Here is a 21,742-nt window from a genome sequence, read left to right as displayed (position 1 = left end):
GATCACCATGCCCGTCGTCCGCTCCTCCGACGCCGTGACCCACGAGATCCACGGCGCCCGCTTCGTCTCGTACGCCACCCCCGGCACCGGCAGCAAGGAGCTGTGTGCCTGGCGGGGCGAGATCCCGCCCGAGACCAAGGCCCCCGCCCACACCGTCACCCGCGAGGAGATCTTCCACCTGCTCCTCGGCGAGCTGCTGATCACCCTCGACGGCCACACCGAGCGGATCTCCGCCGGCGACACGGTGATCATCAACCCCGGCGCGACCCTGGCCGTCGAGAACCCCACCGGCCACACCGCGATCTCCTGGGTCACCACGTCCATCGGCCTGGAGGCCGAGCTGGCCGACGGCACCCGCATCACCCCGCCGTGGGCCAACTGACATACGCCGAAGGAGAGTTACGCCGCCAGCGTCCCCGGCATCACCGCCCGTGGTCCGAACTTCGCTCGCGCGCGGTCGGCGACCTCCTCGATGCGGCGGACCTTCTCGTCCACGGGGTCGAAGGTGAGCTGGTGGGAGGCCTGGTCGGCGGGGGCCAGGCCCTCGGCGCGCAGGGCGATCGAGCGGACCCGGGCGCGCTGGAGGCCGAGTGCCTCGTACATGCCGTAGGCCGCCTTCGTGAGGGCCGCCGAGTGCGCGGTCGGCTCCGCGAGGGTGCGGCTGCGGGTGGTGGAAGAGCGGTCGGCGTAGCGCACGGTGAGGGTCAGGGTGCGGCAGACCTTCTCCACCGCGCGCAGCCGGGCACCCAGCTCCTCGGCGGCGCCCAGGAGCGCCCGGCGATGCCGGCCGGGATCCAACTCATCCATCTCGAACGGCCGTTCAGCGGCCAGGGAACGGGAGACGGCGTTCGGGACGACCCGCCCCCGGTCGACACCGGCCGCCTTCTCCCGCAGCTCACGGCCCGCCCGCGCGCCGATCAGCCGCTGGAGCGTGGACAGCGGCGCGGCGGCGACCCGGCCCAGGGTGTCCAGGCCGTACTCACACAGGGTGCGGGCGGTCGCCGCACCGACGCCGGGCAGCGCGGACACGGGCCGGTCGGCGAGGAACTCCGCGACGGCGTCCGGTTCCTCGGGCACCGCACAGGTCACCCCGGGCCGGGCGTCGCGCAGCGCCACGCGGGCCAGCATCGGTCCCGGACCGGCACCGATCGCGCAGTCGACGCCGTACAGCGCCAGGGCCCGCACCCGGATCACCGAGGCCAGTTCCACGGCGCCGCGCCCGAAGTACCGCTCGGCGCCCCGGAGATCGGCCAGCGCCCCGTCCGGGGGCAACGCCTCCACGACCGGGGTGAACTCCTCCAGCAGCCCGAGCAGCCCGGGCAGGGCCGCCTCGTACATCGGCGGCAGCTGGAAACGTACGCAGAGGATGGTCATCCCGCACTCCCCGGACTCTGGTGCCACAACTTCCTTACGGCTGCGGGCCCTTGTGAGGCCCCCTCGCCCGCGGGCCGCAGATCGGCCCACGGGTGCATGTCGTATCCGGTCGGCAGATGGATCCGCCGTCCGCCCGTCGGATCGGCCCCCGCCCCCTCCGGGCCGGGCGCCGCCAGCCGGGCGGCCACCTCGTCCAGACCGCCCTCCGCCCGCAGTTCGACGAGCTCGGCCAGGTTCCAGGCGGCGGACCCCACCACGCTCAGACTGCGCGGACCGCGCCGCTGCACCACCCCACGCACCAGCAGCAGCCAGGAATGGAAGACGGTGTGGGCGCAGGCATCGTGCGAGTCGTCGAAGAAGGCGAGATCGACCAGGCCCGTGCCGTCGTCCAGCGTGCTGAAGATGACCCGCTTGCCGGACCGGATCGGCGGGGTCTGGGTGGCCGCCTTGGCGCCCGCGACCAGCACCGTCTCCCCGTGCCGCACCTCGCGCAGCCGACGCGCCGACACCACGCCCAGCTCCTTCAGGAACTCCCGGTGGTCGTCCATCAGATTGCGCGAGGCGTCCATGGACAGCACGCCCAGCTCGGCACTGAGCTTCTCCGCCGGCGACAGATCCGGCAGACCGGCCGGCGCCGTCTTCCGCCCACCGGCCAACGGCAGTTGACCGCCTCCGCCCCGGGCTCCCCGGGTCCCCCGGTGCAGCTCGGTCAGATGCAACTGCAGATCACGCCGGTTGGCGCCGAAGGCGTCCAACGCGCCCACCTGCGCCAGCCGCCCGGCCAGCGGCCGGCTCGGCCGGCCCCGCTCCCAGAAGTCCAGCAGCGACGAGTACGGCTGCCCGTCCTCGATCCTCCGCGCCTCCGCCTCACTGATGCCGTGCACGTCGGAGAGGGCGAGCCGCAGCCCCCACACCCCTGATTCAGACACCAGTTCGATCCGGTGTGCGACCCCCGACACATTCACATCCAACGGCAGAATCGGTACCCCACGCCGCCGCGCGTCCGCCAGCAACAGCCGCTTCGGATACATCCCGGGGTCGTGCGTGAGCAGCCCCGCGTAAAAAGCAGCCGGATGATGGGCCTTCAGCCACGCCGACTGATAGGTCGGCACGGCGAAGGCGACCGCGTGCGCCTTGCAGAAGCCGTACGACCCGAAGGCCTCGATGATCTCCCAGGTCCGCTGGACGGTCTCCGCGTCGTATCCCTTCGCCGCCGCGTTCTGCGCGAACCAGAACCGGATCCGCCCCTGCGACTCCGGATCGGACAGCCCGCGCCGCACCTGGTCCGCCACACCCCGCCCGCAGCCGGTCATGATGGCGACGATGTCGATGATCTGCTCGTGGAAGACGACGACCCCGTACGTCCCCTTCAGCGGCTCCTCCAGATCCGGATGTGGATAGCGCACCGGCGCCCGCCCGTGCCGCGCCTCGATGAAGGGCCGCACCATGTCGGCGGCGACCGGCCCCGGCCGGAACAGCGAAATGTCGACGACCAGATCATGGAAGGTGCTCGGCTGGAGCCGCCCCACCAGATCCCGCTGCCCCGGCGACTCGATCTGGAAGCAGCCCAGCGTCTCGGTGGACCGGATCAGCCGGTACGTAGCCGGATCCCCCTCCCGCACGGCATCCAGATCGACCCGCTCCCCCGTCGCCCGCTCCACTTCCGCCACCGCGTGCGCCATCGCCGACTGCATCCGCACACCCAGCACATCCAGCTTGAGCAGCCCGAGATCCTCCACGTCCTCCTTGTCGAACTGCGACATCGGCAGCCCCTCACCGCTGGTCGGCACCACCGGCGTACGGGCCGGCAGCGAGGCGTCGGACAGCAGCACCCCACAGGGATGCATGGCGACCCCACGCGGCAGGGCGTCCAGCGCCTCGACCAGCTCCCACAGCCTGCCGTACTTCTCCTTCTCCCCCGCGAGCTGCTTCAGCTCGGGCAGCTCCTCCAACGCCGCGCGGGCGTCCCGCGCCCGGATGTGCGGGAAGGACTTGGCCACGCGATCGATCTCGGCCGGGTCCATGGACAGGGCGGCCCCGACATCACGGATGGCGTGCCGCACCCGATAGGTCTCCGGCATGGCGACAGTGGCCACCCGCTCACTCCCGAAGCGCCCGATGATCGCCCGGTACACCTCCAGCCGGCGCGCGGACTCCACATCGATGTCGATGTCCGGCAGCGCGACCCGCTCCTTGGACAGGAAGCGCTCCATGAGCAGCCCGTGCTCCACCGGATCCGCATGCGCGATCCCGAGCAGATGATTCACCAGAGACCCCGCACCGGAGCCACGGGCGGCCACCCGGATCCCCATCCCCTTCACATCATCGACAACCTGAGCGACCGTCAGAAAATAAGAGGCGAAACCATGGTGAGCGATGATGTCCAGCTCGTGATGCATCCGCTCCCAGTAGTCCCGCCGGTCGGCATACCCGCGCAGCACCATCCCGGCCGCCGCCCGCGAGGCGAGCACCCGCTGGGCGGTACGACGGCCGGCACCGACCAGATGCGCCTCGGGAAAGTGGACGCTACCGATACCGAGATCGTCCTCGGGATCGACGAGACACTCGTCGGCGGTGGCCCGGGTCTGCTCCAGCAGCCGATGCGCGGTGTCCCGCCGGTATCCGGCCGCCTCCACCACCCGCTCGGCGATCCCCAGCATGGCCCCCGCGTCCTTCAGCCAGGCCTCCCCCGAGTCCAGCTCCTTGCGCGGATCGATCGGCACCAGACGCCGGGCGGCATCCAGAACATCGACGACCGGCCCCTGCCCCGGATCGGCATACCGGACGGCATTGCTGAGCACCGGCCGAACCCCCTGCTCGGCGGCGAAGCCGACCGTCCGAGCGGCCAGCCTCAGCGACCCCGCTCCCGTCCCCTGCCGCCCGTGCCAGACGGCCTCCAACCGCAGCGCGTCGCCATACACCTCACGCCAGGGAACGAGCAGCCTGGCGGCCCGGTCAGGACGCCCCGCCACCAGCGCACGCCCCACATCGGACCCGGGCCCCAGCAGCACGGTCAGACCGTCACCGTGATTACCGGCCCAGGGCAGCAGGGGCGCACCCTCACCCTCGTGCGCCGCAGTAACGATCCTGCAGAGATCACCCCACCCACGGGCACCATCCCGGGCCAGAAAAGTCACCCGAGGCGCCGACTCATCGACAAAGGCACCCCCACGCACCGGCGCCCGCCGCCGCTCCCTCCGCACCACCTCCGGCTCACCCACCGCCAGATCCACCCCGAACAACGGCCGCACACCCACCCCGGCACACGCCTTGGCGAACCGAACAGTGCCGGCAACGGTGTCGCGATCAGTGAGCGCAAGGGCATCCATCCCCCGCTCCGAGGCGCGCTCGGCCAGCCGCTCCGGATGCGAGGCCCCGTACCGCAGGGAGAACCCGGAGACGGTGCGCAGATGCGCGAAGCCCGGCACACACACCTCCCGCACTCACACTCGAACACCTGTTCCCAACATCCCCACCCCCACCATACCCCCAATCTCGAACGCTTGTGCGACATCCACACCCAACCCCCTCACCTGCACAAACACCCAAACCACGGCCCCGCCGGAAGGCCGACAGAGGGGGCCGCCAGCCCGCACGACAAAGGGGCCAACCACGGCGAGGCCAAAGCCACCGGGCCGACGCGCACCGCACCCGCACACGGCAGGCCGGAGCCACAGGGCGATGCGACCCGCACCCGTGCACGGCGGGCCGGAGCCACCAGGCCGCAGCGCGCCACACCCGCATACGGCAGGCCGGAGCCACAAGGCGAGGCAGACGCCCGACAGCCGCGCACGGCGGGCCGGAGCCACCAGGCCGCAGCGCGCCGCACCCGCCCACAGCGGGCCGGAGCCACAAGGCGATGCAGACGCCCGACAGCCGCGCACGGCGGGCCGGAGCCACCAGGCCGCGGCGCGCCACACCCGCCCACAGCGGGCCGGAGCCACAAGGCGAGGCAGACGCCCGACAGCCGCGCACGGCGGGCCGGAGCCACCGAGGGGGGCCGCACCCGCGCACGGCGGGTCGGGGTCACCGGGGGGAGGCGGGCCGCACCCGCCCGCGGCGGGGAGGGGACGGGACGGGGGGTGTCCGCCCGCAGCGGCCGGCGTAAGAAAAACAGAACGATCCGTCCTTGCAGTGGCGCCGGACCGAGGACGGATACCCCCCGGCACGGACCCGACCCACGACGCACCGCAGGCGCGACCCAAGCCACAACGCACCGCGACAGGCCGCCGCAGGCACACCAAGCCTCCGCCCCCACCACAGCCACAGCCACAGCCACAGCACGACGAAGCCCCGCCCCTCGCGCGCGGGGCGGGACTCCACAAACCGTCTTCCCGGCGTCAGCCGATCTGTGCACCCGTGGCCGACAGCGCCGCGGTGACCGGCTGGAAGAAGGTCTCCCCACCGGACGTGCAGTCACCACTGCCACCCGACGTCAGCCCGATCGCACTGCTCCCGTCGAACAGCGACCCACCACTGTCCCCGGGCTCGGCACACACATCGGTCTGGATCAGCCCGCTGACCGTACCCTCCTGGTAGTTCACGGTCGCGTTCAGCCCCGTGACCTTGCCCTCGTGCACCTGCGTCGTCGACCCGCTCCGGGTCACCCTCTCCCCGACGGTCGCCTCAGCAGCCTGCGTGATCCGCTGCGAAGACCCGTCGTACAGATCGACCTCACTCGGATGCTCCACACCCGCCGCGTACTTCACCAACCCGAAGTCGGTCCCCGGGAAGTGCGACTCCGCGTTCTGCCCGATCTCCTTACCACTGGAGTCCGTCCAACTGGAGATCGCCTCGGTGCAGTGCCCCGCGGTCAGGAAGTACGGCTGCCCGTCCTTGACCACGTTGAAGCCGAGCGAGCAACGCCCACCCGACCCGGTGATCGCGTCACCACCGGCGATGAAGGGCTTGAACTCCCCCTTCGAGCGCTTGACTTCGACCATGCCCCCGAGCCCGTCGGCCACCTTCCCGAGCTTGGCCCACTCGGCCCCGGACACCGTTCTGTCGGCGGTGACGACAACCTTGTTGGTGACCGGATCGGTCGCCCACGAGGTCCCCGGAATGGTCGCGTCCTTCTTCAGCGTCGCCCGCGCCCCGTCCAGCTCGGCAAGGGAGTTGGCGACGATCCTGGCCTTCGCTCCGGCCGCCTCGACGGTCTTGGCAGCGGAGGCGTCGAGCACGTTGACGACGAGGCTCTTCGCCCGAGCGTCGTAGTAACTGCCGGCGGCATCGGACCCGAGGTCCCGAACCAGCGCCGAGGCGAGCTTTCCAGCCGCAGGCGCCGACAGAACTTGCACTCCCAAAACAGACTTCGAGGAACTCTCAGACTTTGCAGATATCGACGACTTCGCCGACTTCACCGGCTCGTCGGCGTTCGCCGTCTGAAAGGTGATGCCCACGGCTACCAGCGCGGCGATTCCCGCACCAGCCACGGCGGCCCGCCGCCCGGGTATGCGTCGGTGCTTCAACTCACGTCCTCCTGTGGGGGGTCGGCCCGAGAGGTTGTGGGGACCTCACGAGCCGGAAGGATGGTTGACGGACGCTCACTCTTCCGAACAGCACAGGGGGCACACAAGGTCGCCTTCAGGACGCGCACAAAAGCCCCAGACGAAAGCCCCCGCACGCACACAGCGCGCGGGGGCACAGCACACCTCGTCACCGGAGTGTCACCGGAGTCCGTCAGTAGACGTGAACCCCATAGGCACTCAACGCCTCGGTGACCGGCTGGAAGAACGTCGTACCACCGGACGTGCAGTTACCACTGCCGCCGGACGTCAGGCCGTACGCCGTGCTGCCGCCGTACAGCGGACCACCGGAGTCACCGGGCTCGGCACAGACCGTGGTCTGGATCAGCCCGTACACGATGTCCCCGCCACCGTAGTTCACCGTCGCGTTGAGCGCGGTGACCCGACCGCTGTGGGTACCGGTGGTGGACCCACGCCGGTACACGGTCGTCCCGACGGACGGCGTGGCCGCACTCGTGATGTCCTGGCTGCCCACGGCACCCGGCTTGGAGACCGACGAGTTCGTGTAGCGCACGATGCCGTAGTCGTTGCCGGGGAAGCTGGAGCCGGCCGTGGAGCCCAGCGTCGTGGTGTGCGAGGAGTTCGACCACCAGGTGCCCGCACCGTCGGTGCAGTGCCCGGCGGTCAGGAAGTAGTAGTTGCCACTGGAGTCCTGGACGTTGAAGCCCAGCGAGCAACGCCAGCTGCTCGCGTAGATGGCGTCGCCGCCCGAGATCAGCTTGTTGAACTTGCCGGGCGTGTGCTTGATGACGAGCGCGCCCGCGTTACCACCGGCCTGCCGCTTGATCTTGGCGATCTCGGCCTGGGAGACCGTGCTGTCGACGGTGACGACGACACGGTCGGTCTTGCTGTCCACCGCCCAGGCCGTACCGGGGATGTCGGCCTTGAGGACGGAGTCGCTCGCCTTGGTGAGCTGGTTGGCGCTGAACGTGTGGGCGTCGCTGGCGTTCGCGGTGGGGGCGGCGAACGCAGCCGCGGCCAGGAAGCCGGAGGCCACGGCGGTCAGCCGGGTCCGTCTTGTGATGCCGCTGCGGGGAGTGGTGCGCTTGATCCTCACGTTTCGTTCCCTCCGGGGAAGTCGGGGGCCCGCGTGGGGTCGGGGCCCGGTGAGGCGCAGCCAGAGACGCGTATCGGATCACGAAAACCACATGTCCCTGACAAGCGCTGAGCGGCAGTATTCGGCCGAACGGCCGGTCGGCACAAGGGCACCTTTCGGCCGTCCAGCCTTCAACTGTCCTACACGCTACCGTCGTTCCACTCCCGAGATGCCGCTACGACACCGCGCACCGAGTGGACCTGGTGGATCTAGTAGACACTGACGCCGTACGCGCTCAGCGCCTCCGGCACGGGCTGGTAGAACGTCGTGCCGCCGGTCGTGCAGTCGCCGCTGCCGCCGGAGGTGATGCCGAGGGCCTTGGTCCCGTCGTACAGGGGGCCGCCGGAGTCGCCGGGCTCGGCGCACACCGTGGTCTGGATCATGCCGCTGACCGTGCCACCGCCCTGGTAGCGGACGCTGACGTTCAGCGCGGTGACCGTGCCGCTGTGGGTGCCCGAGGTGGAGCCGGTGCGCTTGACGTTCTCGCCGACGTAGGCGTTCGCCGCGCTGTAGCCGCCGGGGTGACTGAGGGCGGAGTTGTCGTAGCGGACGAGGGCGTAGTCGTTGCCGGGGAAGTCGTAGCCGATGGTCGGACCGATGAGCGTGGTGTGGGCCTGGTTGGTGTACCAGGTCTTGGCGACCTTGCCGCAGTGGCCCGCGGTGAGGAAGTAGTAGGTGCTGCCGCTGACCACGTTGAAGCCGAGCGAACAGCGGTACTGGCCGCCGTAGATGGCGGCACCGGCGGACAGCAGTGGCCGGAAGACCCCGGCGGCGCGCCGGACCTCCACGGCGCCCGTGTCGGAGCCCGCGGCCTTCTCGATGCGGGCGATGCCGGCCTTGGTGACCGTGCTGTCGGCGGTGACGACGACACGGCCGCTCGCCGGGTCGGCGTACCAGGCGGTGCCGTCGACCGCGGCCTTGGCGACGTTGCCCGAGACCCGGGCCAGCTGGGCCGCGCCGCGGACGGGAGTGCCGGCGGCGCCCGCGGTGGGGGCTCCGGCCAGGGTCGCGGCGACGAGACCTGCGGCGATGGCGAGCAGTCGGATGCGCTTGGCTCTCACTGATCCTCCTCGTGGGAAGCGGAAGGCCGGGCCGGGGGGTGAGGACCCGCGGAACGCGCACGCTGTGGCGTGTTCCTGACATGCGCCGCAGTGAGGATGACGCCAGAAGGGCGCGCGCACAAGACGCGCGCAGAAGCCCTGCGGAAAGAGGAGTTCAGCCCAGTACACGCTCCCCCGCCTCGATCGGCACGGCCAGCGTGTTCCCCTGTGGCGGGAAGGGGCAGATGAAGTGGTCGGCGAAGGCGCACGGCGGAAGCTGCGCGCGGTTGAAGTCGACGGTGGTACGGCCCTCCGCATCAGGCGCCGGGGGATGGAGGAACCGGAACCGGAAGCTGCTGTCACCGCTCGTGGCATCGGCGAACACCGCCCACAACCGCCCGTCGCCCTGCCGCGCGACCTGGAGCGTCAGATCCTGTCCCGCCAGGGTGAAGGCAAGGTCGCCGGCGAGGACGAGGCCCCGCTCGCGCCCGTCCGCGTTGCCGACCCGCACGGTGCGCGTCTCGTCGTACGGCGTGAAACGCCCCGGCACCGACCAGCGCGGGTCGTACGGCGCAGCCTCGATACCCCGGAAGGCACGACGGCCCTCAGCCGCAGGGTCATAGACCCGTACCCCCCAGACACCTTCCCGGACCAACACCACCAGCCGCTTCTCACCGAGCGCGACCCGCGACGCGCCCTCGGGGCCGAGGTCGGCGGCGAGCCGGACCTCACCGGAGAATGGCCGGCCGTCCACCCTCAGCCCATCGGCCTCGTCGGCCATGAGCACCACCACGTCCCCGTCGACCACCCAGTTCCCGGGAATGTCCGGAAGTCGCCCCTCCGGATAGTCCTCGATCCAGTGGGTCGCGGTCAGCGCGAGCGGCCCGTAGGGCGCCGAGACCGTCTCCATGCGGTGCTCGTGCCACCGCTTCCACGCGTCCTGTGCGTCCGCGCCCGGTGCGTCCAGTGCGTCCAGTGCGTCCATCGTCATGCGCTCGATTCCTTTCCTATGCCAGGGTCTGGTACCGGTTGGCGGGCCGGGTCAGGCCCAGGTGTTCGCGCAGGGTGCCGCCCGGATAGAAGGTGCGGAACAGGCCGCGGTGCTGGAGCAGCGCCACCGTGCCGTTGACGAGCCGCTCCAGGTCACGGTGCGGTTCGACGGGGATCAGATGGAAGCCGTCGGCCGCCTCCTGGGCGTGCCAGGCGGCGATCAGCTCCGCGAGGTCGACGGGACCGCCCCGGTACAGCGGCCCTCGTACGGTCGGCCGCGGGCCTCCCCCACCGTGTCCGGGCGCGGCCGCGCACTCGCCGCCGCCGAGGTCGACGAGCAGGCTCACCAGGACCCGCAGGCCGTCCGGGTCCCTCCCGAACCTCCCTGCCAAGTCCCGCAGTTGCCGACGTACCGCGGCCGCCCGCCCGAGCTGCGCGGTACGGATCAGCGCCACGTCCGCGCACCGGGCGGCGACGGGCCGGGCCGTTGCCTCGGTGGCGTCGACCACGCGCACCGGACGCCCCTGCGGCCCGGCCCCGCCGAGCAACCGGCCACCGCCCACGTCCCGGATCTCGGCGCCTCCCTCGCCCTCATCCGGGAAGACGTCGCTCCGCCAGCCGGCCCGCCCACGGCTGACCCAGTCGAGCGTGGCCACGGCGGCCTGCACCCGAAAGGGCTCGGTGGAGGCAGAGGCCGAGGCGGAGGCCGAGGTGACGGTCGGCACCAGCCCGATCCGCCGCGTACCGGGCGCCACCCGCGCCAGCACGGCGAGCGCGTCGGGCCCCGGCCGCGCGACGGAGTCGTCCAGCGTCACGAAGTCCACACCGCCGCGCTCGGCGAGCTGCGCCAGTTCGACGTACGGGGCGGCGTTCCAGCGCTCCGGCTGATCGATGGCGACGCCGAGATGCAACAACGCCCGCACCACCTCACAGCACCTTCGCCGGAAACACTTTGATGGTGGTGCGCGGCGGTGTCGACCTGCCGGAGCCGGAGGGGCCGAGGACGACGGTGTCGACCATGACGGTCATGGCGTGAATTCCTTGTCAGCGAACGTGTGTTGGGATGGTGGATGGTGTTGGTGTCTCAGGCGGCCGCACGACCGGCCAGACCCCGCAGCAGAACCAGCGCGGCCCGGGCGACGGCGTCGTTCTGCCGGAACGCCGGCCCGCCGGTGCACGGCCGGGTGAAGGCGCCGGGGGTACGGGCGTCGGTGTAGGGGCCGAGGGCGAAGCGCCGGGGATGCGGGCGTCCGGCCCCGTCGAGGACGCGGCCGTCTCCGGGGTCGACCCGCAGCAGCCCGTCGGGGGTCTCGGCGGCGCCGTCGGCGTGCAGCTCGCGCAGCAGGGTGTCGCGGGCCCGTCCGACGGTGGGCTCGGGCAGCCGGGCCTCGACCAGCGCCCGCGCCTCGACGGAGAACCCCGGCACCGTCGCCCCGGACGCCCGGAACACCCCGCCCTCGGCCGTGACGGTCATGCCGGCCCCGACGAACCGCAGCACGCCGGCCCGGGACAGCGCGAGCATCTGCCGCAGCCGGGGTCCGGGCGGCCCGGACGCCAGGTAGCTGAAGAAGCCGTGCCACCAGGAGCCGACGTTCCCGAGCCGTACGAGCTGCCCGTAGACGGACAGCAGCCCCAGGAAGACCCCCAGGTCGGCGCTGTGTTCGGGATCATGACGGCGCGCCAGGTCCGCCTCCACATAGCCGCGCAGCCCCTCCTGGAACTCCTCGTGCGAGCCGTACCGCACCCCGTCGAGGGGGTGGTCGAGCGCCGCGAGGTCGAGGCGGTCGGCCGGGTCGGGTACGGCGGTGGCGACGAGCGCCTGGATCTCGGCGGGGTCGGCGGCGGCCGCGTACTTCTCCTCGAAGTCGGACCAGGCCATCGCGGTGCGCTCGGCGTGGGCGGTGAACAGCCGGTGGTAGTGGGCGAAGCCCAGCTCCTTCTCCACCAGCGGCCACACATCGCGCCGGAAGTCGAACCCCGTCGGCCCGGCCAGCAGCTCCCGCACCTCGGCCGGTCCGAAGAAGCGGGGCAGCGGGGGCCGGTCGCCGGTCCAGTCGTAGCCGATCTTCGAGTGGTACGGCACCCCGCGCCGCGAGCCGACGTACAGCACCGGTTCACGCCCCGAGGGAACGTAGGTGTCACCCTCGTACCGTCCGCCCCGCCCCTCGGTGAGCAGCACCATCAGGTCGACGAAGGCCAGACCGAAGCCCCGTACGAGGACGGGTTCGCCGGCCTTGAGCGGGGACAGGTCGCTGTCGGCGGTGAAGTCGGGCGGCAGGTGGACCAGGCCGTGCTCACGGGCGTACGCGGCCAACCGCCCCTGTTCCTCGTCGAGTTCGGAGTCGAGGTGGCCGAGGGCGAGGACGACCAGGTCGGCGAGGAGGGGGCGCGGACGGCCCTCCAGCCACACCTGCTGGCGCCCCTCGCGCGGGCCGCTGACGCGCAGGGCGCGCCGGGGGTGGTGGTGGACGGTGACACCCGGGGGCAGTTCGGCGAGCGCCTGCTCGTACACCCAGCGCAGATAGCGGCCCTGGAGCCGCCGGCCGGCGAAGGTACGGCCGTGCAGGCCGGCCCATTCGTGCAGCGTGGGCCCCTCGCGCACCGGGCCGTCCATCACCACCGTCTCGTCGGTGAACATGGTGACGTCCTCGGCATGCGAGTTCATCCACAGCAGCGGCGACTGCGCCTCGCGCCAGATGCGGCCGCCGCCCGGTGGATGGGGGTCGACCAGATGGATGTCGAGGCCCGAACCGGCGTACAACTCGGGCGCGTTGGCGGCGATGCGTTCGAGCAGTCCGGTCCCCCGCGGCCCGGCTCCCACGATCACCAGCTGCGGCCGCGTCGCGCGGGTTCCGTCGCTCACCGGCCGCGCGCTCACCGGGCGGACTCCCCCTGGTGCGGGGTGAGTCCGACGACCGCGACGGCGACCGGGCTCAGCGAGTTGACGGCGAACCCGGGCGGCACCAGGACGGCGACGGCGGCCCGCTGTCCGAACCGGCGCTGCGGGACGACGGTCAGGGCGTCCGCGCGCTCGGATGCCGGGGGTGCGGTGGGGATTTTGGCGAGGGTGTCGGATGACATGCGAAGGCTCCGTGACACGGTGGGTGGAACACGGTGATCGCCTTCACACGGGCGCGCCGTGCGGCGCGGGTACGGCCGAGCCCCTCAGCAGGGCCGTTCGTCGAGAGTACGTGGACGTTTCGGTCCGCTGTCAAGGTCGTCCGCACTGTGAGCCGTACGTCTCAACGCAGTTGACGCGGAACCGGATGCCTGTTCCACTTGGCCCATGCGCCCACAGCAGTGGCTGGTCACCCGCTCCCACATCGACTTCGGTCGCGTGTGGTCCTCGTCCTGTTGAGCTGACCCCCTGCGTGCGCCTGCCCTCCGGGCGGGCGTACTCGCGTTCTCCTCTTTCCGCGCCTTCACACGCACACCCCTCCCCTCGTATTTCCGCTTCCCGCCATTCACGCCTATGGAGACCTGAGGACGGACTTCTGGCCGCGGCACATCATTCGGATCCGGCCCTCCTGAGGTCCGATCCGGCGTAGTCGGCAGTACCGGTTCAGGGAACGAGAGGGCCCCGCTGATCCCGAGTCAGCGGGGCCCTTTCATCGCTCTGCTCAGCAGCCGTCGCAAGGGCAGCAGCAGTCACAGCCGTCGCACCCGTCGCACGGGCAGTCGCAGTCGCAGTCCCGGCAGCAGCCCTCGCGCTTCTTCCGGGACCAGGGCCCCTCGTACTCCTCGGCGCAGCACATCTGGCAACTGCAGCACAGCAGCAGGAACATCCCGCAGCCGGGCAGAAAGCCGCGCGGTTCCTTGGGCTTCTGAGGGGAGGGGGCGCCAGGGAAGTGCGGCGCTCCCGGCCCCGGCCCATACGGACCCGGCGCATACGGCCCCGGCTGATGCGCCGCGCACGTGGGCATCGCACCGAACGCCCGGTCCACCGAGCGCCGCAGCTCGTGCACCAGCAACAGGTGCACCAGCTTGCCGTCGGCGAACTCCGCCTCCCGCAGTGCCAGACGGATGCCGTGCAGGGCGTCGTCGGCGAGCCGACGGGCCTCCGTCAGCGAGGTCCCGGTGGCGGTGAGGGGGTTCCAGGCACCTGACACGGCATCAGCGTGCCTGTCCTCCACGGCGTCCAGCAGATGCGCGAGCCGGCCGAAGAGGCGGCCGGCCTCGGCGAGCGGTTCGGCGTTGCCCGGCCGGCCGGCCAGCACCGCGGTGTGCGCGAAGGCGGCCTCGGTGGCGGTCTCGGTGGGCTCGGTGACCGTCAGGATCGAGGTGCCCGGGCCCGCCAGGGCCTCCAGGCCGACCTGCCGGTCCACGGCGTCGACGAGGATCCCGGTGTCGAACCCGACCGCCGATCCGCCACGCGCTCCGGCCCTCCCCCAACCCGCCGCGACCCGGCGTGCCGCGACCGCGACCGGCTTCCGCCCCAGCAGTCCGTCACCGTCGGCGACATGGTCGCGCACCTTCGCCGAAGCGAGCACCAGCGAGACCGCGGCAGCGAGTCGCGCGCCCTCGCCCTGGGCGACGGACGCCGTCCGCATCCCGCGCAGCGCGCACGGGCCCGCCGTGCGCCGGGAGCCGCTCACCGCACCCGCCTGAGCCTCCGTCAGAACGGATATGAGCAGCCCGTCGTAGTTCGTCACGATGCGTGCGAACTGGCCGTGATCCTTGCGCAGCGCGAGGCAGAGCCCGCACAGGTGCGCCATCCACTCGGCCTTGAGACGCTCACCGAGCCGGTGGGCGCAGGGCCTGACGATTCCGAACACGACGATCCCCCGTGATGCGATGCGACGTTGAGTCGCGGCATCGTACCGACCCAAAGTCGGCTCGTATCAGCCGGTGCGTTCACCCATACGCCCCGACATCACCCATCCGCCGAAGACAATCATATTTCACTCACAGTCAGCAGCCGTATGAGTAACGACCCTTGGGACACAAGGGCTCTCGACGGATCGGCTGTGCACCAGTACCGTCACAAACCCCCCGCGCGGCGCCTATCTACTTGGCGCACTGTCAGCATCATGGATGACCATAGGGAAGAGGAACGCAAGAAGACCGCTGTGAGAGGAGGCGTCCATGGGATCGGTACGCAAGGCGAGTGCGTGGCTCGGCCTCGTCGACGACAACGATGACGAGCGTTACTACGACGACGAGTACTCGGAGGGCACGGAGTCCGGAGACGCCTGGGTCACGGACCCCCGGGTGCAGGTGGCCACGGACACGGCCGAGGAGAAGGGCCGGCGGATCGGCACGGTCACCCCGGACAGCTTCCGGGACGCCCGCGCCATCGGCGAGCTGTTCCGGGACGGTGTCCCGGTCATCATGAACCTGACGGCGATGGAGCCGGCCGACGCCAAGCGCGTCGTGGACTTCGCCGCCGGACTGACCTTCGGCCTGCGGGGCACGATCGAGCGGGTCGCGACCCGGGTGTTCCTGCTGACGCCGGCGAACACGGAGATCATCAGCGGTGAGGCGTCCTCGCACCGCGGGGACGGGTTCTTCAACCAGAGCTGAGGCAGGGCCGCTCACCGGCCCTGCCTCCTCGGGGGCTCACCGGAAGGCGTCGAGCCCGGTGAGCGCCTTGCCCAGCACGAGCTGGTGCATCTCGACGGTGCCCTCGTAGGTGAGTACCGACTCGAGGTTCGTCGCGTGCCGCATGACGGGGTATTCGAGGGAGATCCCGTTGGCACCGAGGATCGTCCGCGCGGTACGGCAGATCTCGATGGCCTCGCGGACGTTGTTGAGCTTGCCGAAGCTGACCTGCTCGGGACGCAGGCGGCCGGCGTCCATCCGCCGCCCCAGATGGTGGGCGAGCAGGATCCCCTTGTGCAGTTCGACCGCCATGTCGGCGAGCTTGGCCTGGGTGAGCTGGAAGCCGCCGATGGGCCGTCCGAACTGCTCCCGCGTCTTCGCGTAGTCGACGGCCGCCTCGAAGCTGCTGCGCGCCGCGCCCATGGCACCCCAGACGATGCCGTACCGGGCGTGGGACAGACAGCTCAGGGGGCCGCGCAGTCCGGTGACCTCGGGGAGTACGGCGGTGGCGGGCAGTCGTACGTCGTCCAGGACGAGTTCGCTGGTGACGGAGGCGCGCAGGGACCACTTGTGCTTGATCTCGGGCGCCGAGAAGCCGGGTCGGTCGGTGGGGACGACGAACCCGCGGATGCCGTCCTCGGTCTGCGCCCAGACGACGGCCACCCCGGCGACCGACCCGTTGGTGATCCACATCTTGCGGCCGTTCAGGACCCAGTCGTCGCCGTCGCGCTTGGCGTGGGTGCGCATGGAGGCGGGGTCGGAGCCGTGGTCGGGCTCGGTGAGCCCGAAGCAGCCGATCACCTCGCCGGCGGCCATGCGAGGCAGCCACTCCTGCTTCTGCTCCTCGCTGCCGAAGCGGTGGATGGCGTACATGGCGAGCGAACCCTGCACCGAGACCAGGGACCGGATGCCCGAGTCGGCGGCCTCCAGCTCCAGGCAGGCCAGGCCGTACTGCACCGCCGACGCGCCCGCGCAGCCGTACCCGGTCAGGGACATGCCCAGCGCGCCGATGCCGCCGAGTTCACGGGCGAGGTCCCGGATGCCGGGCAGCTCGCCCTTCTCGTACCAGTCGGCGATGTACGGCAGCACGCGGTCGGCCGCCCAGCTGCGGACGGTGTTCCGGACGGCCAGGTCCTCCGGCTCCAGCAGGTCGTCGATCCCGAGCGGGTCGGCGGGGTCGAACGGGGGCAACTTCGCGGACGCGGACATGGAACACCCTCCGGGACACTGAGGCACACAGCGGTACAGCGAAAACTAGCAGCGCTAGTTACGACGCGTGCGACCGACGTTACGGTGCAGTCTCCCGCACGTCCAGAGCGGGGGTCAGGGCCGACACCCTCGGCTTCTCCGCCTCCCGCGGGGAGGGCAGCTCCACCTCGGCGGCGCCCTCCTGCATCGTGACGGCGTCCGCGCGGACGTCCTCCGCGCACTGCATGATCCTCGGCAGCCGCAGCGCGATCACCGCACCCAGCAGCAACAGGCCCGCGCTGACCAGCAGCGTCACATGCAGCCCGTGCACGAAGGACTCCCGTGCCGCCCGGCGCAGCGCGGCCCCCTCGGGTCCGCCCAGCCGTCCGGCGATGTCGTAGGCCTCGCCGAGCGAGTGGCCCGCGGCGGCGGAGGCGCGCGAGGGCACGCCCGGCACGGACGCGAGGCCGGGCGCGTAGGCCGCGTTCATCACGCTGCCGAGCAGCGCGATCCCGATGCCGGCGCCCAGTTGGTACGAGGTCTCGCCGATCGCCGCCGCCCCGCCGGCCTGTTCCGCCGGAGCCTCGCTCAGCATCGACTCGTACGCCCCGAAGAGGGTGGTCTCCAGGCCGAAGCCGAGCAGCACGAAGCCGAGGAGCAGCAGGGTCGGGTTGTCCGTGCCGCCCATCGCCGTCAGCGTGAGGACCGCGGCGGCGGTGAGGCAGAAGCCGGCGCAGACCATGCGGCGCGGTCCGAAGCGGCGCAGCATCCGCGCGCCCGCGAGGCCGGCCGCCATCGCCGCGACGGTCAGCGGCAGCAGCCGAAGGCCCGTCTCCAGCGGCGACAGGCCGAGCACCAGCTGCAGATACTGAGCCGCGATCAGCTCCAGGCCCACCAGCGCGAGCATCGCCAGCACGATGCAGCCCACCGAGGTGCTGAACGCGGGCCGCCGGAACATGCGCAGGTCCACCAGCGGATGCGGGCGGCGTCGCTGGCGTCGTACGAAGAAGAAGAGGAGTGCGGCGCCCACCGGCAGCGGCAGCAGGGTGAGGGGATCGGCAAGCGGCTCGCCGCCGAGCCGCTTCACACCGAGCACGAGGCCGAACAGTCCGGCCGCCGCCATCAGCGCGCCGACCACGTCCCAGGGGCCGTCGCGGTCGCCGCGCGACTCGGGCAGCAGCATCCGGCCGACGGGCAGGCTGACCAGCATCAGCGGGATGTTGACCAGGAAGACCGCGCCCCACCAGAAGTGCTCCAGCAGGAACCCGCCGAGCAGCGGTCCGACCGCCGCGCCGACGGCGGCGACCGCGCTCCAGATGCCGATGGCGAGCGCGCGCTCGCGCCGTTCCGGGAAGACCTGGCGCAGGATCGACAGGGTCGCGGGCATGATCATCGCGCCGCCGACGCCGAGCAGCGCGCGGGCGAGGATCAGGGTCTCGGCGCTCGGCGCGAAGGCGGCCACCGCGGAGGCCACGCCGAAGAGGGCGTAGCCGAGCAGCAGGACGCGTCTGCGGCCGATCCGGTCGCCCAGCGTGCCGAAGAGGATCAGCAGCGAGGCGCAGACCAGGGGGTAGATGTCGACGATCCAGAGCAGCTGTACGGCGCCCGGCCTGAGGTCCTCGGTGACGGCGGGGACCGCCACGTGCAGGACGGTCGCGTCCACGGCGACGAGCAGCAGGCTGACACAGAGGACGACGAGGACGACCCAGCGGTTGGCCCCGGCCCCGGCCGCCCGACGGCGCGGCCGGATGCCGGCCGTGGTCGTCCCGGACATGTACGTACCTCCCAGATGCTCCCTCGCGTGCGGCGGATCGGCGGGGTGGGGACTCCCCGTCGTACGGCCGGAGAGGAGCGGGGTCTCCGGCCCGCGCAACCCACGCGGGTGACTCGTCAGCGTACGCGAGTTCACCACGGGGTCACGTGGCGGACCTCTCACACGCACGACCGAACCCGTGTGGCGTACGCCACTCCGCCCGCTCTTGACCACGCCCCGGCGGACCGTGCGGTTCCGCGGCCGGTCGATAATCGAGCCCGTGACCGATCTTGCGACGCGCGCGACCCCGTCCCGCGCCCCCCTGTTGCGCCGGGCGGCGCCTGCCCTGCTCGGGTACGCGGCCGTGCGCGCCCTGGGCCTGGTCGTGCTGGCGGTGTGGAGCGCCGCGCGCGGCAAGAGTGCGTACACCTTGTTGACGGCGCGCTGGGACTCGCTGTGGTACACGCGGGTCGCCGAGCTGGGCTACGGCTACGAGGTGCGGCTGCCGAACGGCGACGTCCACTCCAATCTCGCGTTCTTCCCGCTGCTGCCGTGGCTGGAGCGGGCGCTGCACGCGGTCACGCCGCTGTCGTACGCGGACGCCGGGTTCGTGGTCGCGCTGCTCGCCTCGCTCGCGGCGGCCTGCGGGATCTTCGCGGTGGCGGAGCATGTGTACGGCCGCCGGGTGGGGGTCTGCGCGGTGCTGCTGTGGGCGGTGCTGCCGGTCGGGATCGTGCAGTCGATGGCGTACAGCGAGTCCTTGTTCACGGCGCTGGCCGCGTGGTCGCTGTACGCGGTGCTGACCGGCCGGTGGGTGGGCGCGGGTGTGCTGGCTGCGCTGGCCGGGCTGACCCGGCCGGTGGGGCTCGCGGTGGTCGCGGCCGTGTGGGTGACGGGCGTGATCTCGTTCGTGCGGGACAGGAGCGCGCGAGGCGCGAGCGGCGCCCGCGACGGCGAGCACGCCCCCGTCCCGCGCCGCGCCCTCGGCATGCTTCTCGCTCCGCTGGGTGCCGCCGGTTATGTGCTGTGGGTCGGACACCGCACCGGAAAGGGACTCCTCGGATATCTGGACGTCCAGGCCGGGTGGCGCAACGGGTTCGACGGCGGGTACGCCTTCGGGCGCTTCGTGGCCGACAAGTTCACGTCATTTCCGTCGGCCCTCGCCGGCGCGGGCCTCATCATCGGTGTCGCTCTGCTGATCTGGCTCTACGTCACCGGCGTGCGCCAGCGTCAGCCCGTCGCGCTGCTGGTGTACACGGGTGTCGTGCTCGCCCTCGCCCTGTGCGCGTCCAGCTACTTCGGGTCGAAGCCGCGACTGCTGATGCCCGCCTTCCCGGTGCTGTTCCCCCTCGCGCGCGCCCTGGCCCGGCTGCGCACGTCCAGGTCGGCGCTGGTCACGGCGGGTGTGGCGGCGGCGACGGCGGTGTACGGCGCGTTCTGGCTGAACGGCTCCGGTCCTCCATGATCATCTTCGGCGGTCCGATGAGCGTACCCTGAATTCCACCCCATGATTCGGTGAACGCATTTATAAGCGCCATATAAGCAACCTCCGGCATGATCAAAGGAATTACCGGAAGCGGCGCGCACGGGATTGTCGAATCCGAGGAATTCTGCGGGCTCCTGAGAGGTTTCCCACATCACATCGTCATCACAAAGGTGCTGATTCGACCGGGAACACAGCTCACCCGCTGTAACGTCGATTGGGTGCGTACCGAACGAAACCTGACCCGGCGTCTGGACCGGGTCTTCGCCAGGCTGGACCGTGAGCCGGAACGACCGGCCCACATCGATGTGCCGAGGATGAGCCGGCACCGGGTCGTGCTGTTCTCCGCGACCCTGGCTTTCTACCTGGCGATCGTGTGGGCCGTGATCACCACCTCCTGGCTGGTCCGGCTCGACTGGCAGGTCATGTTCTTCCGGCCGTACCAGCAGTGGCCGCAGATCCACGCCTTCCTCGACTACTACGTGGTGCTCGGCCAGCGCGGCCCCACCGCGGTGATGGTCGCGGCCTGGCTCGGCTGGCGCTCCTGGCGGCAGCACACGCTGCGCCCGCTGCTGACCCTGGCCGCCTCGTTGCTGTTGCTGAACATCACGGTCGGCGCCGCCAAGCTCGGGATGGGGCGCCTCGGTCCGCACTACGCGACCGTGATCGGCTCGAACGAGATGGGCCTCGGCGGCGATATATTCCCCAGCGGCCACACCGCCAACGCGGTGGTGACCTGGGGAATCCTGGCGTATCTGGCCTCCACCCCGCGAGCGCGCCGCTGGCTGTCCGCGCTCTCCGCGATCACCGCGCTCGGCGTCGGCCTCACCACCGTCTACCTCGGCACGCACTGGCTGAGCGACGTGCTGCTGGGCTGGGCCGCGGGTCTGCTGATCCTGCTCGCCCTGCCCTGGTTCGAGCCGCTGATCGCCAGGACCGAGACCGCGCTGTTCGACCTGCGCGACCGCCTGCGCGACCGTCGCCGCCGTACGGCTCCCGCACCGGCCGTCCCGGTCACCCCCGTGGTGCTCAGGCCGCGCGCCTCGTCCGTCGAGCCGTCCGCCCGGGCCACTCAGCCCGCCCCGGCGCGCGAGCCGGTGGCGTCGGGGCGCGGGTCCCGGGCCTCGATCCATCTGGCGCCCGGTCCGCACACGGCCCGTTCGGAGCGCACCCCGGTCACCCCGGCCGGCAGTCGCCGGCCGCCGCACGCGGACCGGCTTCCGCGCGGCACGGCCCAGCAGGCCCGCCCCCTGACCGGCGGCTGACGCCCCGCCAGGACCACACCGGCGACAACGGGGTCCGGTACGCACACCCACCCCGGCCGGCAGAAGGCCCCGCCTCCCCTCAGGGGGAAGCGGGGCCTTCTGGCGCCCGGGGCCCGGCGGGCGGCGCCGGTCAGCCCTTTCAGGCTCGGGTCAGCCCTTCCAGGCGCGGGTCACCCGGCCGTCGGTCACCTCGAAGTTGAGCCGGCCCACCCGGTACTCCATGGTGATGATCGCGCCGGGCGGCAGCGACCGTACCGTCGACCACCCCCGGTCCCGGGCCAGCCGCTCGGCGTGCTCGGCGTCGAGGCCGACGTACCCGTCGGGACTGTCGTTCGGCTCCGCTGGCGGAGTGGGAATCGGTGCCATGCGACCACGCTAGGCCGCATCCCGCGGCGACGGAAGCCGGACCCTCGGCGGGGACGGAGTTCCCGCGCCCCGTCACACTTCTGTCACAGCTTCCCGACACGCGATTCCGTCGAACTCCGTC

17 protein-coding genes are annotated in these 21,742 nt (G+C 71.6%); 4 read left to right on the top strand and 13 right to left on the bottom strand.

The genetic code is table 11. From position 1 onward, the window contains the following. Nucleotides 1–7 precede the first annotated feature (7 nt). Nucleotides 8–382 (top strand): cupin domain-containing protein, encoded by a 375-nt coding sequence (locus tag ABZ865_RS36965; protein ID WP_361240187.1) that lies wholly within the window; start codon nucleotides 8–10, stop codon nucleotides 380–382. A gap of 17 nt (nucleotides 383–399) precedes the next feature. On the opposite strand, the gene ABZ865_RS36960 is transcribed toward ABZ865_RS36965, so the two are convergent. From ABZ865_RS36960 to ABZ865_RS36915, 10 genes are all read right to left on the bottom strand, one after another. Beyond that, nucleotides 400–1,374 carry a hypothetical protein gene (locus ABZ865_RS36960; RefSeq protein ID WP_361240185.1) on the bottom strand — a complete coding sequence of 325 codons (975 nt, stop codon included), beginning with the start codon at nucleotides 1,372–1,374 and terminating at the stop codon, nucleotides 400–402. Next, on the bottom strand, nucleotides 1,371–4,802 hold the full coding sequence (locus ABZ865_RS36955) for a DNA polymerase III subunit alpha (protein WP_361240183.1): 3,432 nt from the start codon (nucleotides 4,800–4,802) through the stop codon (nucleotides 1,371–1,373). The genes ABZ865_RS36960 and ABZ865_RS36955 overlap by 4 nt, the downstream gene beginning before the upstream one ends. Before the next feature lie 912 nt (nucleotides 4,803–5,714). Beyond that, complete coding sequence (locus tag ABZ865_RS36950; RefSeq protein WP_361240182.1) at nucleotides 5,715–6,842, bottom strand: S1 family peptidase; 1,128 nt, start codon at nucleotides 6,840–6,842, stop codon at nucleotides 5,715–5,717. A 211-nt stretch (nucleotides 6,843–7,053) separates the two neighbouring features. Further along, nucleotides 7,054–7,956 carry a S1 family peptidase gene (locus ABZ865_RS36945; RefSeq protein ID WP_361240180.1) on the bottom strand — a complete coding sequence of 301 codons (903 nt, stop codon included), beginning with the start codon at nucleotides 7,954–7,956 and terminating at the stop codon, nucleotides 7,054–7,056. A 248-nt stretch (nucleotides 7,957–8,204) separates the two neighbouring features. After that, nucleotides 8,205–9,056 (bottom strand): S1 family peptidase, encoded by an 852-nt coding sequence (locus tag ABZ865_RS36940; RefSeq protein WP_361240178.1) that lies wholly within the window; start codon nucleotides 9,054–9,056, stop codon nucleotides 8,205–8,207. Between the two features lie 154 nt (nucleotides 9,057–9,210). Further along, a complete protein-coding gene (locus ABZ865_RS36935; RefSeq protein WP_361240176.1) occupies nucleotides 9,211–10,026 on the bottom strand; it encodes a DUF1684 domain-containing protein in 816 nt (271 codons plus the stop codon). A 16-nt stretch (nucleotides 10,027–10,042) separates the two neighbouring features. Further along, a complete protein-coding gene (locus ABZ865_RS36930) occupies nucleotides 10,043–10,939 on the bottom strand; it encodes an LLM class flavin-dependent oxidoreductase (protein WP_361240419.1) in 897 nt (298 codons plus the stop codon). A gap of 170 nt (nucleotides 10,940–11,109) precedes the next feature. Continuing rightward, nucleotides 11,110–12,888 carry an FAD/NAD(P)-binding protein gene (locus tag ABZ865_RS36925; RefSeq protein WP_361240175.1) on the bottom strand — a complete coding sequence of 593 codons (1,779 nt, stop codon included), beginning with the start codon at nucleotides 12,886–12,888 and terminating at the stop codon, nucleotides 11,110–11,112. A gap of 11 nt (nucleotides 12,889–12,899) precedes the next feature. Further along, nucleotides 12,900–13,106 (bottom strand): hypothetical protein, encoded by a 207-nt coding sequence (locus ABZ865_RS36920; RefSeq protein WP_361240173.1) that lies wholly within the window; start codon nucleotides 13,104–13,106, stop codon nucleotides 12,900–12,902. Between the two features lie 539 nt (nucleotides 13,107–13,645). Next, entirely contained in the window at nucleotides 13,646–14,800 is a 1,155-nt protein-coding gene (locus ABZ865_RS36915; protein WP_361240171.1) for a DUF5685 family protein, read from the bottom strand. Nucleotides 14,801–15,110: 310 nt separating this feature from the next. On the opposite strand from ABZ865_RS36915, the gene ABZ865_RS36910 reads away from it, so the two are divergent. Continuing rightward, nucleotides 15,111–15,548 carry a cell division protein SepF gene (locus tag ABZ865_RS36910; RefSeq protein WP_361240169.1) on the top strand — a complete coding sequence of 146 codons (438 nt, stop codon included), beginning with the start codon at nucleotides 15,111–15,113 and terminating at the stop codon, nucleotides 15,546–15,548. Nucleotides 15,549–15,584: 36 nt separating this feature from the next. On the opposite strand, the gene ABZ865_RS36905 is transcribed toward ABZ865_RS36910, so the two are convergent. Both ABZ865_RS36905 and ABZ865_RS36900 read right to left on the bottom strand, forming a co-directional pair. Beyond that, nucleotides 15,585–16,775, bottom strand: a complete 1,191-nt coding sequence (locus ABZ865_RS36905) for an acyl-CoA dehydrogenase family protein (protein WP_361240167.1) — start codon at nucleotides 16,773–16,775, stop codon at nucleotides 15,585–15,587. 79 nt (nucleotides 16,776–16,854) lie between these two features. Then, on the bottom strand, nucleotides 16,855–18,528 hold the full coding sequence (locus ABZ865_RS36900) for an MFS transporter (protein ID WP_361240165.1): 1,674 nt from the start codon (nucleotides 18,526–18,528) through the stop codon (nucleotides 16,855–16,857). Nucleotides 18,529–18,787: 259 nt separating this feature from the next. Between ABZ865_RS36900 and ABZ865_RS36895 the strand changes: the two genes are divergently transcribed. Next, nucleotides 18,788–19,972, top strand: a complete 1,185-nt coding sequence (locus tag ABZ865_RS36895) for a mannosyltransferase family protein (RefSeq protein WP_361240163.1) — start codon at nucleotides 18,788–18,790, stop codon at nucleotides 19,970–19,972. A gap of 239 nt (nucleotides 19,973–20,211) precedes the next feature. Continuing rightward, the gene (locus ABZ865_RS36890) at nucleotides 20,212–21,255 is read left to right on the top strand and encodes a phosphatase PAP2 family protein (protein WP_361240161.1); all 1,044 of its coding nucleotides are present in this window, start codon (nucleotides 20,212–20,214) and stop codon (nucleotides 21,253–21,255) included. 150 nt (nucleotides 21,256–21,405) lie between these two features. Here ABZ865_RS36890 and ABZ865_RS36885 read toward each other — a convergent pair whose 3' ends face one another. Beyond that, nucleotides 21,406–21,621 (bottom strand): I78 family peptidase inhibitor, encoded by a 216-nt coding sequence (locus tag ABZ865_RS36885; RefSeq protein WP_361240159.1) that lies wholly within the window; start codon nucleotides 21,619–21,621, stop codon nucleotides 21,406–21,408. Nucleotides 21,622–21,742 lie beyond the last annotated feature (121 nt).

Origin of the sequence: Streptomyces sp. NPDC047085 (genome assembly GCF_040643735.1) — a bacterium.
In the GTDB taxonomy this organism is placed as follows: Bacteria; Actinomycetota; Actinomycetes; order Streptomycetales; family Streptomycetaceae; genus Streptomyces.
This window is presented reverse-complemented; position numbering and strand designations above follow the sequence as displayed.